Source organism: Limnobacter sp. G6BE5S (genome assembly GCF_058448965.1).
Genome location: NZ_JBZFLM010000008.1, coordinates 195,521 through 212,087, shown reverse-complemented (window position 1 = coordinate 212,087; position 16,567 = coordinate 195,521). Strand labels below are relative to the sequence as shown.

Annotated in this window: 15 protein-coding genes; 5 read left to right on the top strand and 10 right to left on the bottom strand. The window is 53.7% G+C overall.

The features are described from left to right. Positions 1-19: 19 nt before the first annotated feature. The 4 genes from ACVL1J_RS15100 to ACVL1J_RS15085 form a co-directional block, all read right to left on the bottom strand. Positions 20-1,162, bottom strand: coding sequence for an acyl-CoA dehydrogenase family protein (locus tag ACVL1J_RS15100; protein WP_341237067.1), 1,143 nt, complete (start codon positions 1,160-1,162; stop codon positions 20-22). A 106-nt stretch (positions 1,163-1,268) separates the two neighbouring features. After that, positions 1,269-2,285: an AraC family transcriptional regulator gene (locus ACVL1J_RS15095; RefSeq protein WP_341237068.1), complete on the bottom strand. Its 1,017-nt coding sequence runs from the start codon at positions 2,283-2,285 to the stop codon at positions 1,269-1,271. Between the two features lie 9 nt (positions 2,286-2,294). Beyond that, a complete protein-coding gene (locus tag ACVL1J_RS15090) occupies positions 2,295-4,247 on the bottom strand; it encodes an oxidoreductase (protein WP_491665461.1) in 1,953 nt (650 codons plus the stop codon). 178 nt (positions 4,248-4,425) lie between these two features. Continuing rightward, positions 4,426-5,460 carry a helix-turn-helix domain-containing protein gene (locus ACVL1J_RS15085; RefSeq protein WP_159568526.1) on the bottom strand — a complete coding sequence of 345 codons (1,035 nt, stop codon included), beginning with the start codon at positions 5,458-5,460 and terminating at the stop codon, positions 4,426-4,428. A 123-nt stretch (positions 5,461-5,583) separates the two neighbouring features. On the opposite strand from ACVL1J_RS15085, the gene ACVL1J_RS15080 reads away from it, so the two are divergent. Next, positions 5,584-6,744, top strand: coding sequence for an alkane 1-monooxygenase (locus ACVL1J_RS15080; protein WP_491665459.1), 1,161 nt, complete (start codon positions 5,584-5,586; stop codon positions 6,742-6,744). Here the strand turns inward: ACVL1J_RS15080 and ACVL1J_RS15075 are convergent, their stop codons facing one another. From ACVL1J_RS15075 to ACVL1J_RS15055, 5 genes are all read right to left on the bottom strand, one after another. After that, positions 6,745-7,182 (bottom strand): acyl-CoA thioesterase, encoded by a 438-nt coding sequence (locus tag ACVL1J_RS15075; RefSeq protein WP_341237072.1) that lies wholly within the window; start codon positions 7,180-7,182, stop codon positions 6,745-6,747. It abuts the gene before it with no gap. A gap of 7 nt (positions 7,183-7,189) precedes the next feature. After that, positions 7,190-8,869, bottom strand: a complete 1,680-nt coding sequence (locus tag ACVL1J_RS15070) for a GMC family oxidoreductase (protein WP_341237073.1) — start codon at positions 8,867-8,869, stop codon at positions 7,190-7,192. 117 nt (positions 8,870-8,986) lie between these two features. Continuing rightward, complete coding sequence (locus tag ACVL1J_RS15065) at positions 8,987-10,075, bottom strand: NAD(P)H-dependent flavin oxidoreductase (RefSeq protein ID WP_491665458.1); 1,089 nt, start codon at positions 10,073-10,075, stop codon at positions 8,987-8,989. Positions 10,076-10,175: 100 nt separating this feature from the next. Then, positions 10,176-11,633 carry a hypothetical protein gene (locus ACVL1J_RS15060; RefSeq protein ID WP_491665457.1) on the bottom strand — a complete coding sequence of 486 codons (1,458 nt, stop codon included), beginning with the start codon at positions 11,631-11,633 and terminating at the stop codon, positions 10,176-10,178. Between the two features lie 15 nt (positions 11,634-11,648). Next, complete coding sequence (locus ACVL1J_RS15055) at positions 11,649-11,930, bottom strand: hypothetical protein (RefSeq protein ID WP_159568520.1); 282 nt, start codon at positions 11,928-11,930, stop codon at positions 11,649-11,651. 258 nt (positions 11,931-12,188) lie between these two features. Here ACVL1J_RS15055 and ppnP point away from each other — a divergent pair, with 258 nt between their 5' ends. From ppnP to ACVL1J_RS15035, 4 genes are all read left to right on the top strand, one after another. Further along, a complete protein-coding gene (ppnP, locus tag ACVL1J_RS15050) occupies positions 12,189-12,500 on the top strand; it encodes a pyrimidine/purine nucleoside phosphorylase (protein WP_159568519.1) in 312 nt (103 codons plus the stop codon). Positions 12,501-12,652: 152 nt separating this feature from the next. Next, positions 12,653-13,288: a TetR/AcrR family transcriptional regulator gene (locus ACVL1J_RS15045; RefSeq protein WP_159568517.1), complete on the top strand. Its 636-nt coding sequence runs from the start codon at positions 12,653-12,655 to the stop codon at positions 13,286-13,288. Continuing rightward, positions 13,285-13,941 carry a DUF6989 domain-containing protein gene (locus tag ACVL1J_RS15040; protein WP_341237076.1) on the top strand — a complete coding sequence of 219 codons (657 nt, stop codon included), beginning with the start codon at positions 13,285-13,287 and terminating at the stop codon, positions 13,939-13,941. Before ACVL1J_RS15045 ends, ACVL1J_RS15040 begins: the two co-directional genes overlap by 4 nt. 3 nt (positions 13,942-13,944) lie before the next feature. Then, on the top strand, positions 13,945-15,267 hold the full coding sequence (locus ACVL1J_RS15035; protein ID WP_341237077.1) for an NADH:flavin oxidoreductase/NADH oxidase family protein: 1,323 nt from the start codon (positions 13,945-13,947) through the stop codon (positions 15,265-15,267). On the opposite strand, the gene ACVL1J_RS15030 is transcribed toward ACVL1J_RS15035, so the two are convergent. Beyond that, positions 15,264-16,562, bottom strand: a complete 1,299-nt coding sequence (locus tag ACVL1J_RS15030) for a GDSL-type esterase/lipase family protein (RefSeq protein ID WP_341237078.1) — start codon at positions 16,560-16,562, stop codon at positions 15,264-15,266. The genes ACVL1J_RS15035 and ACVL1J_RS15030 overlap by 4 nt on opposite strands. Positions 16,563-16,567 lie beyond the last annotated feature (5 nt).

Below are 16,567 nucleotides of genomic sequence, written 5' to 3'. Positions count from 1 at the left end.
GTGCGTATTCCTTTAATTTTTACAAGCCCAACTGCTTGCCAATAATTTCATTCATGATTTCGTAGGTGCCGCCGCCGATCGATGCAATGCGGTTGTCGCGGTACAAACGCTCCACCAAACTTTCGCGCATGTAGCCCATGCCACCGAAAATTTGCACGGCTTCGTAAGTGATGAAATCCGATGTTTTCGTGGCAAAGTTTTTCGCCATCGACACTTCTTTCAAAGCGGGCTTGCCAGCCTGCATGCGCGCTGCAACCCGGTAGGTGAATTCGCGACTGGCTTCCAGTTGTGTGGCCATGTCGGCCAGCTTGTGGCGAATCACCTGGTGTTTGCTCAAGGGCTTGCCAAAGGTGCTGCGGTTTTTTGCATAAGCCAACGCCTCATTAAAAGCCAATTCAGACAAGGTGTTTGAGTAGCAGGCCAGACCCAAGCGTTCGGCTTCGAAGTTGGTCATGATCATCATGAAGCCGCCGTTCTCGATACCGATCAGGTTCGACTTGGGAACCACCACATTGTCAAAAAACAGCTCGGCTGTGTCGCTGCACCACCAACCCATTTTCTTCAAAGGCTGACCCGTCGTAAAACCGGGTGTGCCCTTTTCAATCAGCAACATGCTGATGCCGCCGTAGCCATCACCACCCGTGCGCACGGCCACGGTGTAATAGTCGGCGCGAATGCCCGAGGTAATGTAGGTTTTAGAACCCGACACTTTGTAATGGTCGCCGCAATCCACCGCGCGTGTTTTCAAGTTGGCCACATCAGAACCACCACCGGGCTCGGTCACCGCCAAGGCAATGATTTTGTCGCCGCTCAGCACTTCGGGAACAATGCGCGCTTTCATCTCGGGGCTGCCCCATTTGGCGATCGGTGGCAGGGCAATGCCATGCGACATCAAGCTGGAGAAGAAACCGCCTGAACCTGCACGCAGCAGTTCTTCAGTGACCACCAGGCTCATGAAATAATCGCCTTCGGAATTGCCGCCGAATTCCTCTGGGTAACCAATGCCCAGAATGCCGGCATCGCCAGCCAGTTTGTAAATTTCGCGGGGGAAGGTGCCAGCCTCTTCCCAAGTATTGATGTGGGGCTGAATATTGCGCTCGACAAAACGCCGAATGTTGCGGCGCACTTCTTCATGCGTTTCATTGAAGTAATTGGTGAACATGCGTGCCTTGTGATGAATTCAATAAAGAGAATTCATCATGCGTGGGCAAACCAAATTCGGCGAGGGCAAAGCTGGACAGAATGGGGGTAAATAGTGACAGCTTGTCTTAGTTTACCCTGTTGCGCTGAATGAACTCTATCGGGGACATGCCAAACCAGCGTTTGAAAGCGCGGCGAAAGTTCGACACTTCTTGATAACCCAAACTCAGCGCCACCGACTCAACCGTGTTGTTGCTGACCAGTAAACTGAGTTTGGCTTGCCGGGCCAGTTCAGAATCGCGCAGGGTTTGATAGCTGGTTTCCTCATCGCGCAAGTAGCGCATCAAGGTGCGCGAGGATAAATGAAAGTGATTGGCCACTTGCTCGCAAGTCCAGATTTGGCCTGGGTTGCCGCGAATCAGCTCGGTAACCCGTGCCGACCAGCTGCTGGGCCTGCGCTGTTCAAGCAGCAGTTGCTCGCAGCGCGCCAAAGCCATGGCATGGGTTTCCGGGTCGGCCATGGGATTGGACATCAAGGCCAAGCCATGGGGAATCACAATTTTTGTTTTGGGTTTGTTGAACAGGCAAGGTGCATGCAAAAACCCCGGGTATTGCGTGGCATAGGCTGGGGCAGAATACGCCAGCTCCACGCGCAATGCGGGGCGGGAATTTCCAATAATCATGCCCAGGTGATTCACCATGGTGGCCAGCACAGCCTCGCATAAAAAGCGCCCTACTTCGTCCAGTGCAATGCCCATATTGATAATTACTGCGAAGTGATCGCTGGCAATGTGGCCTTCCATGCGGGCGAAGCCACCACGAATGTCATGAAATTTCTCGGTGGCTTTCCAGGCATGGCCCAAGGTGGGTGACGACGCAATCAAGGTACCCAAAGGCCCATGTGCAGACAAATGCAGATTGGCACCCCAGCGCAAACCCAAGGCCGGGTTGTTGCTCAATTGCAGGGCGTTGCGCACAATTACGGCCTGGGTGTCGGCATCAATGTACTTGTTCAGCTCCAGCAAATCGGCCGGGGCCAGCCGCGTGCCCTTCAACAACAGAAGCTGGCCTTTGTGGTCCAGCCCCTGCTCCCGCGCAAGCGTTCGCGTGTACGCGGTGGGAAAAACAACGTGATTGTTGGTCACGCTGATTGCTTACAGCACGGCGGCCAGGCGGGCACCTTGGTTAATCGCTTCCTTGGCATCGAGTTCAGCCGCCTTGAAAGCGCCACCAATAATGTGCACTGGCATGCCCAAGGCGCGCACCGATTCTTCCAGTTCTCGATTGGGGTGCTGGCCTGCACACACAATCACATTGTCGACTTCCAGCAAATGTTCTGCGCCATCGGGAGTGCGAATACGCAAGCCCGCATCTTCAACGCCGATGTATTCCACACCCGACAACAAGCGTACGCCTTTGGCTTCAAGCGCTGCACGGTGGATCCAGCCCGTGGTTTTTCCGGGGCCTGCAATCTTCTTGGGCTTGCGTTGAAGAATGGTAATTTGGCGTGTGGCTTTTTCTGGATTGGCCTTGACACCGGCAATGCCGCCACGTGCTTTTTGATCGCGATCAATGCCCCAGAATTCGCAAAAATCGTCGATGCTGGTGGAAGGCGATTGCTCGCTTTCGTGATGGGTTAGAAACTCGGCGGTATCCACACCAATACCACCCCCACCCACAATGGCCACGCGCTGGCCCACAGCTTTACCGTGTTTCAACACATCGAGATAACCCATGACTTTGGGATGTTCAACACCGGGCAGACTGGGCACATTGGGAATAATGCCAGTGGCCAAAATCACTTCATCAAATTCTTTCAAATCATTTGCACTCACACGCTTGCCCAATTGGAATGTCACGCCTTCCTTGTTCAGCATGGTGCTGAAGTAACGAATGGTTTCGTGAAACTCTTCCTTGCCGGGCACTTGCTTGGCAATATTGAACTGCCCGCCAATTTCGTGCGCTTCATCAAACAGCGTTACGGCATGGCCGCGTTGTGCAGCGGTGAGCGAGAACGACATACCCGCCGGGCCAGCACCCACAACCGCCACTTTTTTCTTCGCTGTGGTTTTCACAAAAATCAATTCTGTTTCGTGGCAGGCCTGCGGGTTCACCAGGCAACTGCAACGCTTGCCGCCAAAGGTGTGGTCCAGGCAAGCCTGGTTACAACCAATGCAGGTGTTGATTTCATTGACTCGATCTTCTTTGGTTTTCAGCACCCAGTCCGGGTCGGCCAAAAACGGGCGCGCCATGGCGATCATGTCGGCATCGCCGTTTTGTAACACGCGCTCGGCATCACCAGGCATGTTCAAGCGGTTCGACGCTGCAACTGGAATGGACACCACTTCCTTGATTTTGCGGGTTGCCCAGGTGAATGCGCCGCGCGGTACTTGCGTGGCAATGGTTGGAATTTTTGCTTCGTGCCAACCAATGCCGGTGTTCAGAATGGTGACACCGGCCTTCTCGAGTTCGCGGGCCAGCAGCAGTGTTTCGTCCAGACTTTGGCCATCAGGCACCAAATCGAGCATCGACATGCGGTACACGATAATGAATTCAACCCCCACTTTGGCGCGAATGCGGCGAACCACCTCGAGCGGAAAACGCATGCGTTTCTCGAAAGTGCCGCCCCATTCATCGGTGCGTTCATTGCCGCGCTCGGTCAAAAACTGGTTCAGCAAATAACCCTCGGAACCCATTACTTCGACACCGTCGTAGCCCGCCATTTTTGCAAACGCGGCCGAGTTGGCGAAGCCATCAATTTCCTGCTCAACTTCAGCAGCTGTGAGCTCTCGCGGTGTAAATGGAAAAATTGGAGATTGCTTGGCAGAAGCCGAAACCATGTTCACGTTGTAGGCCTGTCGACCTGCATGCAGCAATTGAATGGCAATTTTTCCGCCCGCGGCGTGCACTGCATCAGTCACCGTGCGGTGGCGTGTGGCATCTTGCTCGCTGGTCATTCGGCCTGCTCCGGGCCACAGCACGGCAGTTTCTGACGTTGCAAAACCACCGGTAATCATCAAGCCCACATCGCCTTGCGCGCGCCTTGCAAAAAAAGCAGCCAGCTTCTCGGGCGCTTCTTCTTCAAGCCCGGTGTGCATGGACCCCATAATGACCCTGTTTTTCAAGGTGGTGAACCCAGGTTCAATGGCTCGAGTAGCTTGGTGTGCGCGTGGTTGGACAATGCTGCTGGCATTTCAATTCCTCGGTGGTTGATTCATCAAAAACATTACGAATTTAGCTGAATATTACGTCATTAAGAAATTATTTATGGTGACCCTGCTACTTTCACGATGAATGTTCCTGGCGATACGCCTTGGGGGTTTGCCCACACCAGCGTTTGAAGGTTCGGCTGAAATTGGAGGCATCTTCGTAACCCAAGGCATAGGCGATGTCTTCGACCGTGTTGTGGGTGTTCGCCAGCAGCCAACAGGCGCGCTCTTGCCGCACCTCGTCCAGTAATTGCTGAAAACTGGTGCCCTCGGCCTGAAGGTGGCGCATGAAGGTGCGCTCGGTCAGGTTTTCTTTGGCGGCCATGGTTTGCAAGGTGGGCATGGGGCCTTCTGTTTTCTGCAACTGCATGCGCACGCGCTGGGCCAAAGTATCGCCCTGCTGCAAGCGTTGAAGCTGCAAGTCGCAGTCGCGAAGAAGGCGCTGCAAGGCTTCGTCATCGGCAGCAAGGCTTGGGCTGTTCACCAGTGTGCTGTTTAGCACCACGCGCAATTGAGAAAAACCAAAGCTGTTGTGCTGCGCAATGCGCTGGTATTCATGCGCCCATGCGGGCTCATCAAACGGCCATTCAATGCGCAACTGTTGTGGAAGCTCTTGCCCGGTCATTGCAGTTAACAACTGCACCAAACCACCCAGCAATTGGCAGTGCAGGTATTCACGCACGGGCCCCAAGTCCACCCACTCTTCCAGCACGGCTGCAAAGTCGGGTTCAAGCTCAAACTGCAAATTGGCCAGGTTTTGGCGCAAACCGGCATAGCGCTGCAACAGCAACATGGCACTGGGCAAATTCTTGCTGGCGATCATGGCTGCACCCAAGGTGCCGTGAGCAGAGGCCGGGGTTCGCAAGCCCACCTCCAGGCCAAGCCAGGGGCATTGGCTAAGCTGCACGCCGCGCTCAATGAGTTGCCGCATTTGATCAAAACTCATGAACTGGTTGCTTTCATGCAGGTGCTGCCAGTTCAGGGGCAAACCATCAAGAATGTCGGCTGGCGCAAAGCCACGCCGCTGCAATTCGGCACACAGCAAGCGCGCATACACCGGGTGCAGCGCAGGCGAAAGGACTGCAGTGAAATCGTGCAAGGACTGGGGCAAGTGTTTGTCTCGTGTGGTTTTGTTTTTGTCACTTTATGACGATCTTATGCCACCCTGTGCGGTGTTGTCCATCGCCTTGCGCGCCTAAGATGAAATCATCCTGAATAACCCGGTGCACAAAAAATGACATCAAACACAATGCCCGCAACTCAATACAAAGATCCCAAGAAATTCCTGTGGCTGCTTTCGGTGATCGCGCCCTTTGCAGCGCCGCTGGGCCCGATCATGTATTTGTACACCGGCCACACACAATGGCTTTGGGTGTTTCTGGCATTTTTCTACATCGGCCTGCCCGTGCTTGATTTCATTTTTGGCGAGGACAAACAAAACCCGCCCGAGCAAGCCGTACCCCAGCTGGAAGATACAGCCTACTACCGCGTAATCACTTACCTGCTGGTGCCGATTATTACTTTTGGATTCTTGTTCAATTTGGTGTTTCTGGCCACGCACGACCTGCATTGGCTGCACTGGTTGGCAGTGGCCATTACCACAGGTTCACTGCTGGGTTTTGGTTTGAACCTGGGCCACGAGATGGGCCACAAAAAACGCAAACTGGACAAAGCACTGGCGCTGTTTACGCTCTCGCTAGGTGGTTACGGACACTTCTCGATTGAACACAACCGTGGGCACCACCGCGATGTGGCCACGCCAGAAGACCCGGCCACTTCACGCATGGGTGAGCACATTTATGAATTCATGCTGCGTGAAATTCCTGGTGCCTTCAAGCGCGCCTGGAAACTGGAAAGTGAACGCCTGGAACGCGCAGGAAAAAGCCGCTGGAATGTGGGCAATGAAATGCTTCAGGCCGGGATAATGACGGTGATTCTGTACACAGCGCTGATTGCCATGTTTGGCTGGCCCATGGTGCCTGTGTTGGCTGTGGTTGCCTTTTGGGGTGCCTTTCAGTTGACCAGCGCCAATTACATTGAACATTACGGCCTGATGCGCCAGAAGTTGCCCAACGGCGAGTACGAGCGTTGCGCCCCGCACCATTCGTGGAACAGCAACCACCTGGTATCCAATCTTGTTGTGTTTCAGTTGCAACGCCACTCGGACCACCATGCCAACCCGGCACGCAGCTATCAGTCACTGCGAGATTTTCCGGAACTGCCCAGCTTGCCATCCGGTTACTTCGGCATGTTTCTGGCGGCTTATGTACCCCCGCTGTGGTTTGCAATCATGAACCCAAGGCTGCTGGAAGTGGCTGGCAAGAATGCGCAGAAAATCAACATTCACCCCCGCAAGAGAGAACGCGTCATTCAACGTTATTCATTGGCAGCCTGATTAGCCAGCCTGGTTGATCTGCTTGCCCACAGCGCCCTCTTGCAGGGCGCTTTTTATTTCAGCCGGAATTGTTTGCTTGGTGAATTCTTTCGCGTCCACCAACACGTAAGTGGCTTGTGCAGTGGCCACCAAAACATTGGTGCCGGCGTTTATAAATTCAAAGGTCACAGTGAAACTGGTGTTGCCGAAATGGCTCGGGTACACAATCGCTTTCAACACATCATCAAATCGCGCAGGGGTTTTCCATTCGGTGAGCAAGCGAACCACTTGGGTTTCAAACCCCATGTGCACCAGTTCGTTGTAGCCACCCATGGCAGCCCGCATGTATTCCGTGAGTGCCAAGTCGACGTAGTCACCGTAACGGGCATTGAATACGACGCCTTGCGGGTCGCATTCGCTGTAGCGCACCCTGAATAAAAACTCAAAAGGTTGATTCATTAAACAATTACACCGGTTGAGGAATCAGGGATTGAGCCAGGTGTTCCTGACGCGCTCTTGCATTGTGCTCGGCCTGCTCCAGTGCGGGCACGCGCGACACACCGCGCATCAGGTCCACTGCCTTTTCAGCCATCATCATGACTGGCCCATTGGTGTTGCCACCGATCAGGCTGGGCATGGCCGATGCATCCACAATGCGCAAGCCTTCAAGCCCGTGTACACGCAACTGCGAATCGACCACTGCCATGGAATCGGTGCCCATTTTGCAAGTGCCTGTGGGGTGGTACACCGTGTCCACCCGGTTGCGCAACACCTCGCGAATTTCATCATCGGTGTGCACATTCTCGGTGAATTTGTCTTTCACAATCCACTTGGCCAATGCGGGTGCATGCATGATTTTACGGGTCAGTTTGAAACCCTCCACCAACTCATCCAGATCGCGCGGATCGTTCAAAAAACCGATGTCGATCAACGGTGGCGTGTCCATGGTGTTGCCCTGCAAAGTCAGGCTGCCACGGCTGCGCGGGCGCAACAAACACACATGGCAAGAAAAGCCATGACCCATGTGCATTTTGCGGGCGTGGTCATCGACCATGGCCACCACAAAGTGCAATTGCACATTGGGGTCTTTCAATTCGGGGCTGGTTTTCAGAAACGCGCCACCTTCGGCAAAGTTGCTGGTGAGTGCGCCCCGGCGGTGTTTGCGATAGCGGAAAATTTCACGCAGCAAGCGGATGCCACCACGAAGCGACAAACCCAAGGTGTCGAGGCTTTTGGTCGAGTAACCAAAAATGAAATCAGGGTGATCCTGCAAATTTTTTCCCACACCTGGCAGGTGGTGAATCACATCAATACCCTGGCGTGCCAGCTCGGCGGAATCGCCCACACCAGAAACCATCAGCAGTTGCGGCGTTTGTATTGCGCCCGCAGTCAGAATGATTTCCTTGCGCGCCTTCAACACGGAGACTTGCCCGTTGATGGACACTTCCACACCCACCGCACGTTTGCCCTCGAACAACACGCGCTGAACCATGGCCTTGGTGTGCACAGTCAGATTCTTTCGGTGCATGTGCGGGAACAGATAGGCACGCGCTGCGCTCCAGCGTTCGCCGTTTTTCTGGGTGACCTGATAAATGCCAACACCTTCCTGGTCAGCACCATTGAAGTCATTGTTGATTTTGAAGCCCGCCTGCTTGCCCGCTTCCAGATAAACCTGTTGAAACGGGTTGTCAGAACGCAGATCGGCCACATTCAAGGGGCCGCTGTTGCCGTGGTAGGCATCGCGAATTCGTTCATTGCATTCGCTGAGTTTGAAGTAAGGCAACACGTCTTTGTAAGACCAGCCTGCGCAACCCTCATCGTTTGCCCAACGGTCGTAATCTGAAGCAGTGCCGCGAATGTAAACCATGGCATTGATGGCTGAGGAACCACCCAGCGCTTTGCCGCGCGGCTGGTAACCTTTGCGGCCGTTCAAGCCAGGTTGCGGTGTGGTCTCGAATGCCCAGTTGTTGATTTTGGTGGGCAGCATGGCCACCGCACCGCTGGGAATATTGATGAGATTGCCGGTGCCCTCACCCCCTGCCTCCAGCAGGCAGACATCAAGCGTTGAGTCTTCACTCAGGCGACCCGCCATGGCACAGCCACCGGAACCACCACCCACAACGATGTAGTCGTGCTCTGTCTTCATCTGCTCCTCCTGATTTCAAACTCGCTTGGGGCAAGTTTTATGATTTTGTTACTTGATCATAGAGGAAGCCGGGCAAAAAGAAACACGTCAATGCCGACAAAAAATTGATAATTCCGGTCAAGCGATGCGACTGATTTTCTCGGATGTGGCTGGTGTACTCGTCGAAGCATTTCCCGCCAGCAGATTGATTTGCGCCAAGGCTTCATCAATCTCTTTCATCACGCGCTGAGTCAGCTCTTCAACTGAGGGCACGTCTTGTACCAGGCCCTGCACCTGACCAATCAACTGCACACCTTGCGTGTGGTTGCCATCAATGGTGGCTTTTTTAATTTGAAGCACTGCCGCACCGTAGAAGGTTACAGTGAGCGTTTGCTCCAATCCCATTTTGAATACGTCTTTGATAATACCGAGCAAAGGCTTGTTCATTTCCCGTGCCGCCAAATAGGCACGCCACATGGCACGAACCGGATTGAACGGTTTGGACATCACTTTTCTGGAATTGGGTGTGGTCATGACCCGGCAAGGAATGCTGTCGAAGTTCTTGCTGTAAATGGTTTCTTCCACTTCTTTTTTCACAATCAATTCTTTGGTGTTGGCATGCACCGGGCTTTCTTTGGAAGCAGCCCAGCGTGTGCCCATGGCCACGCCATCGGCACCCAGTGCCAGTGCAGCAACAACGCCACCGCCCGTGCCAAAACCACCTGCAGCAATGATGGGCAGTTTTGTGACCTGCCGAATTGCAGGCACCAGAACCAGTGAAGTCACTGCGCCACCGTGTGCGGCCGCTTCATGGCCGGTGACCAACAAGGCATCGACACCCGACTGCTCGGCTTTCAGCGCGTGTTTGGCATTCACCACCGTGGCGATGACTTTGCCACCATAATCGTGCACGCGTTTGCACACATCCGCAGGGCTGCCCAAACTGAAATTAATCACAGGCACTTTTTCGTTCAGAGCCACTTCAAGATTGTCGAGCGCGCCAGGCATGATCAGGGCGCAACCAATGCCGAACGGCTTGGAGGTCAGGCTACGCACCTTGCGAATTTCAGCCAGAGTTTGTTCGGGATTCAAATGACCAATGGCCAGAATGCCCAGCCCGCCTGCATTGGCAGTGGCTGCAACCAAATCGGCATTGGCCACGTAGGTCATGCCGGGGCACACCAGCGGGTATTGAATATTGAACATCTCGGTGATGCGGGTTTTCATGGGCTGTCCGTAGATCAAGTGGGCCGAGTCTGGCAATCCAATCAATATTACATCAACCGAGATATTCTGATAAGCAATGTAAGTATGTGCAGGCCTGGTTTTATCCCAGGGTTTTGGTTAAATCACCCAGCAGTGGCAAGCCACCGAGCAAGCCACCCTCTGCGCCGCTGCTTGAGCTTATCGACGAAGTGAGACCATCGAGTAGCGGAATGTCGCCCAACACACTGCTGCCACCTAGCCCACTGGTCAAACCATCCAATGCGCCGCCGAGGAACGGAATATTGGCCAACGCAGAACTGACATCACCCCCCAGTGAACCGGCAAGATCACCAATCAAATTGGTGAGCGGTGCAGCAGGTGTGCTGGCACCAACCGATGAAACAGAATCGCCGACACCGCCCAATAATCCACCCACCGTATTCAACAAGGTGTTGCCGCCCTCGCCGATCAGCGCCAGCGGCGTTGAGGACAGACCTTCTTCAAGGCCACCGCCCAAGCCACTCAAAATGCCGCCCAAACCGCCTTCGTTGTTGCCGGTGGCCACGGAATCAACAACACCGCCCAGTGTGCCAGCGATATCACCAAGCACAGGCACGGGTTCAAGCAGCTGGCCCACGCTGTCGGTAACATTCACCACCGTGCCAACCACACCACCCACACCATCATCGGTGTTGGGGCCAGTGGTTCCCAACAAGCTGGCTACCAAATCCGACACGGGTGCCAGCGGTGTTCCTTCGCCAAAACCACTCACCTGATTGGCCGCAACTCCCAAAAGATCGGTCAGGGTACCCAAGCCCGTGTCCAGCACATTCGCCACCGGTGCCAAGGGTGTGCCCTCAAGGCCAGTGGTCAAGCCATCGGTCAAACCAGTCACAATGCCGTTCAAGCCACCGTTGTTGTTGCCCACCAGTGTGGACTCAATTACATTTCCAACGGCATTCACAACGTCGCCCACCACCGGCACTGGTTCGGTCAATTCGCCAAGGTTATTGGTCAGATCGCTGACTGTTTCAGCAAGGCCACCTGCATTTTCAGCAGGCAAGTTACCCGGTGTGTTACCGCTGTTACCGCCACCGCTGTTGTCATCGTCAGACCCCGCAAACAAGGCTGCGGCACCCACTGCACCGGCAACTGGCAAGGCACTCAGGCCTGCACCTGCGCCGAACAAGCCGGCACCGAACAAGCCGCTCATTTCGCCGTTGGCCTCTTGACCGTCAAGTACAGCAGCCTGATTTTCGCCATCGAATTCAGACACCAGTGTAACGTTGCCCAGGCCATCACCTGCATTGGATGAAATCACCACTTGCCCATTCGGACCAACATCAGGATCGAAGGCCAAAGTGGCCACGCCACCATTGGAAATTTCCAGGAACGCCGGGATTTGCTGCTGAGTGCCGGGAATGCTGAGCACTGCAATCGAGTTGCTGGTGGATCGCAACACGTCACCGGCTTGCAACACCATGTCTTCACGCAAAGGCGCTTCAATGCCGTTTCGCTTTACAAATACATCGCCGTCAATATTGGTCACGGAGGCTACTACTGGGCTGTCAAAGTTCATGTTGTTTTCCTTGAATCAAGCAAAGTCAGCGTTCTGAACCACAATGGATTCTGCAAATGCTGCGGCGGAGTTTATGGGCGAAGAAGACTGGGAGAAATCAGAGAAATCAGTCGGAAAAATTGCAGCGGTTGCAGCATCAAATTGACTGTTCATGCCGTACAGTGACAAATCGATTTGCGTGATCAATGACACAATGCTTTGAAACAACTCACCCGGAATGAATGAGGAAGCCAGCGACAAATCGATTGCGTTCAATTCGGGAAGCGAGTCCATGCTTTCAAGCAAGTTGTTTGACATACAAAACCTTTAATGGAATGAGCCACAGGTTGGTTAACCCTTTTTGGTTAACCATTTGTAGGTAGCAAATATACCTAATTTGTAAGGTTTTTACTTACAAGTTGTAAGGGTTTTTGTAAAAAACAACAAACCAACCCATTTTGGGGGGTGCTTTGCCCGCACAGCAAAGCAGGACTTTCTGGCAAGCCCGGGGCTGTATTTCACCGAAATTAAGGCATCATTCAGCATCCGAATTTTTTGCAATCAAGGGGAAATCAAATGGCTCAATTCGAGAACGTGACGGTGGTGAAAGCCGCCAATATTTACTTCGACGGCAAAGTGACCAGCCGCACTGTGTTGTTTGCCGACGGCACGAAAAAAACCCTGGGCGTGATGCTGCCCGGCGACTATGAATTCGGCACCGCCGAAAAAGAAATCATGGAAATTCTGGCTGGCGACATGGATGTTTGCCTGCCCGGTGAAAGCTGGAAAAACATTCAGGGCGGCCAGTCTTTTGAAGTACCAGCCAATGCCAAGTTTCAGTTGAAAGTGAAAACGCCTGTGGATTATTGCTGCAGCTACATCAAGTAACTAGGCAGGCGACACAAATTTTCCGAATTCCAGACTGCCCGTGCGCGACGCAGGGGCGGTGCCTTGGAAGAAAGCACCCTATCAGTGGTTGCGCTTTGTGAAACAAGCTCACTATAATTTGGACAAGAAATCTTGTCAAAAGTGAAACCTGAATGAGCAAAACACCCACAAGGGCTTACGGGGGCGTTGCCGCTGAGCAGCGTGCCGAGGAAAGAAGAGAACGCCTGCTGGCTGCAGCACTGGAGTTGTTTGCAAGACAAGGCTATGCACGCACCACCATTGAAGCCTTGTGCAGCGAAGCCAAGGTGACGGCACGCCACTTCTACCAACTGTTTGACAGCCGGGAAGCCATTCTGCGTGCGCTGTACAACAACATCATCGCAGATTTGCGGGCTGGCGTGTTGCAGGCCATGTCAGCACCAAACTTGAATTTGTCTGAACAAATCCCCCTTGGTGTAAGCGCCATGGTTCACCACTACCTGGAAGACAGCCGACATGCACGCGTGGGAGTGCTGGAGGTGGTCGGTGTCAGCCCGCAAATGGAAGCTCGCAGACGTGAGGCCATTCACGACATGGCTGGCCTGATCGAGGCTTACCTGAACAATTTGGCTGAAAAGGGAGAATTGCCCAAGCGAAATTATCACCTGGTAAGCGTGGCTTTGGTGGGTGGTATCAATGAATTGCTGGCTGAATGGCTGACGTTGGAGAACCCGCCTGACATTCCCACATTGAGTGAGGAAATCATCAATATATTGAACGCATTGATACGGGGCGCTGCCAGACAATGACCACGGTCGACTCGAAAGGCGTGCGCGACGCATTGGTGTTTCACGCTGCATTTTTTGCAATCGCAATTCCGGTTGCGCTCAATACGTCAGGTAATTCACTGGGTGTGGCATTGGTGGTGTTTGCGCTGGCTTACAACATTGCCTTGCCCCTGGCTGGCGCACTGCGGGGTCATGGCGAATGGGTGCGCTTGTGGAAATTTTTATTGCCTTTGTCGATCGCCCTGCCCTGCGCAGACTGGATGCTGGTTGAACGCATGGGCACCCTGACTTTTCCAGACCATGGAATTCCCCGGCTCGGCGGCGCAGTGCCGCTGTATTTCATGGGACTTTGGATTATGTTGCTGTGGCAGGTCTGCTGGCTGGCACTGGCCACACGCAAACCCTACCCCGTGGTGACCATGCTGTCGCTGGGTGGTTTCCTGATTTGGGAATGGGCAGCCCGGCCCATGAACCTGTGGCATGCACAAGATGTTCTCCAAGTGCAGGGCTTTGCAATTTACCCTTTGATTCCTGAAATGTTGTTGGCGATTGGCGCCTTGTGGCTGTGGAATGTACTGGGTAAAAAATCAACTATTCAACAAATTACTGGCGCACTGGCCCTGGCTGTTTTTTATGCAGGTGCCCTGTCACTTTCACTGCTTTGGATTGGCTAAACCATGAACTCGATTGAACTGAAACAACCCTTCACACTGCCATGCGGCGTAGTCATTCAAAACCGCTTGTGCAAAGCCGCCATGACCGAGGGTGTGGCCAATGCCAGGCTTCAAGCCACCGAACGACATGCCACCTTGTACAAGCGTTGGGCAGAAGGTGGTGCTGGTATTTTGATTACCGGCAATGTGTTGATTGACCGGAATATTCTGGAACGACCCGGCAATGTGTCCATTGACCCTGCCCCTGAACATGGCGACCCTGAAGGCATGGACGCACTGCGTGCATGGGCCAAGGCAGGCACCAGCAACGGCAACCAGTTGTGGATGCAAATTTCCCATGCCGGGCGGCAATCGCCACGCTACGTCACCACGAAACCGGTGGCTCCGTCTGAAGTTCAACTGGAGTTGCTGGGCAACTACGCACCACCACGGGCACTGCGTGAAGATGAAATTCTGGATCTGATACAGCGTTTTGCGCGTGTGGCCCGCATTGCAAAAGAAGCTGGATTTACTGGTGTGCAGGTGCATGGCGCACACGGCTATTTGCTGTCGTCATTTCTTTCGCCCATTACCAACAAACGCACTGACCAATGGGGCGGTAGCCTGGAAAACCGCGCGCGCTTTTTGCTGGAAGCGGTGCGCGCCGTGCGTAATTCAGTGGGCCCTGCTTTCCCGGTTGCGGTGAAGCTGAATTCCGATGACTTCCGCAAAGGTGGATTTTCCAATGAGGAATGTTTGCAGGTGGTGAAGTGGTTAAACGACGAGAAAATCGATCTGCTTGAAATTTCAGGCGGCACCTACGAGCAACCGCGTTTGCTGGGCCACACAGGGGCGGCTGATTCAGTGAAAGACGAGCAACCCACACAGCGCGAAAGCACCAAAAAACGCGAAGCCTATTTTCTGAATTATGCAAAAGCAATTCGCGAAGTGGCTACCATGCCCTTGATGGTGACAGGCGGGTTCCGAAGCCGCGAAGCCATGGAAGAAGCATTGAATGATGGTGTTTGCGATGTGATCGGGCTGGGTCGCCCGCTGTGCACACACCCGGACACGCCCAAGCAATTGATGAACAGAAAAATTGATCGCGCGGCGAATTTCGAGAACATGCTGAAACTGACTGACAAAGGTATATTTTCGCCAGTCAGCCCGGTGCTGCCGCTGAAATTAATCAATGTGCTGGGTGCGCAAGCCTGGTACTACCAACAAATATTCCGGCTGGCCGATGGGCTGGAAGCAAAACCTTCCATGACCCTGATCGGTGCCTTTTTCAAATACTTGTACAACGAATGGACCACCGCATTTAAAGTTAAACGCGCCAAATCTTAAGGCTTCGTCTTTTTGACCCATTCACCCAATGGTGTGGCCGCCGCCCACAAGGCATGGCCTGCATCGTTGGAGTGAATGGAATCTCCACTGTTGTATTGCGGCAAGAAAGTCAGGCCGCCAGGGGCTTCCACTTCTGCATTGTAATCGGCAACCCCATCGCATTCGCCACTGTTCAGAATCCAGTCGTTCAGCTTGGCGCGCTCGCCGCTCAAATTGGCCTGAAACGATTGCGCACCGGGAATCCAGGTGGGGCAATATACATTGATGCCTTTGGCATGGGCTTTCGCAATCAGCTCCTGGTAATTGGCAATAATTTCATCAGCACTTCGGCTCGACAAATCGTTGGTCACCCACACCACCACCGAGCTTACACCCGCGGTATCAAACACATCCCGCTCAAGCCTTGTTGCACTGGCGTTTTGCAGTGTGTCGCCGCCAATGCCACGGTTCACAATGGTGTCGCGTTGGCCAACCGGGATTTCGTTCAACATGCGAACCGACAGCAAATCGCCCACTCGCTTGAAACCATTCTGGGTGGTGTTAAAACCATGAAAACTGGAACTGCCCAAAAACACCATGGCGCCCTTGGCATCTTTCGTCAGCACCTCAATGTCACGAAGCGCATACACCGTGCAACCATTGCAGAGGAGTGGCAAGCCTGGGGGCGTTGAAAAGCGGCTGTCGTCAATCAGGCCGTAACCTGCGCCTGAATCCTCGAGCGTTTGGTTGCCCGATCCATCAGGCAATTTGTAAGACTCAATCCATGTGGCACCAAACTCACCAGGGTTGTCCGCGCCTTTCACATACAAACTCACCGCCAAGTCGTCTTGGTTGTTGACTTTGAACTGAATTGGATCGCTGTAAAACGACTCGGTTTGCGGTGGAATGGTTGCACTGGTTTGCCCACAATTGAAGGTGATTGCCTTGCTGGTATTCAATTTCAGGTTGGCACCCGTTGCCCCCTCACGCATGCCCACTGCTGCCGCACCGATTTGCATGGGTTGATCGCTCAGGTTAATGAATCGAACCCGAATGGCGTTGCCACTGGCTGTAACCCGCGCAATGTTTCGCACTGTGGTGTCCAAAGGTGCAGTACCGGTTACATGAGTAACGCCCCAAGCCGACATCCAGCGTGCTCCATCGGCTGCATTGGCATTGCTGTTGCACGCCAACCCCGAGGCCTGCGTGTTGGTGCCAGAAGTACCGGCGGAGGTACCATCCGATTCCGAAGAACAGGCAGCCACTGCCAACAGAAGCAGCGGCCAAAGAAATTGTTGTAGTTTATGGCGGTTCAAAACAT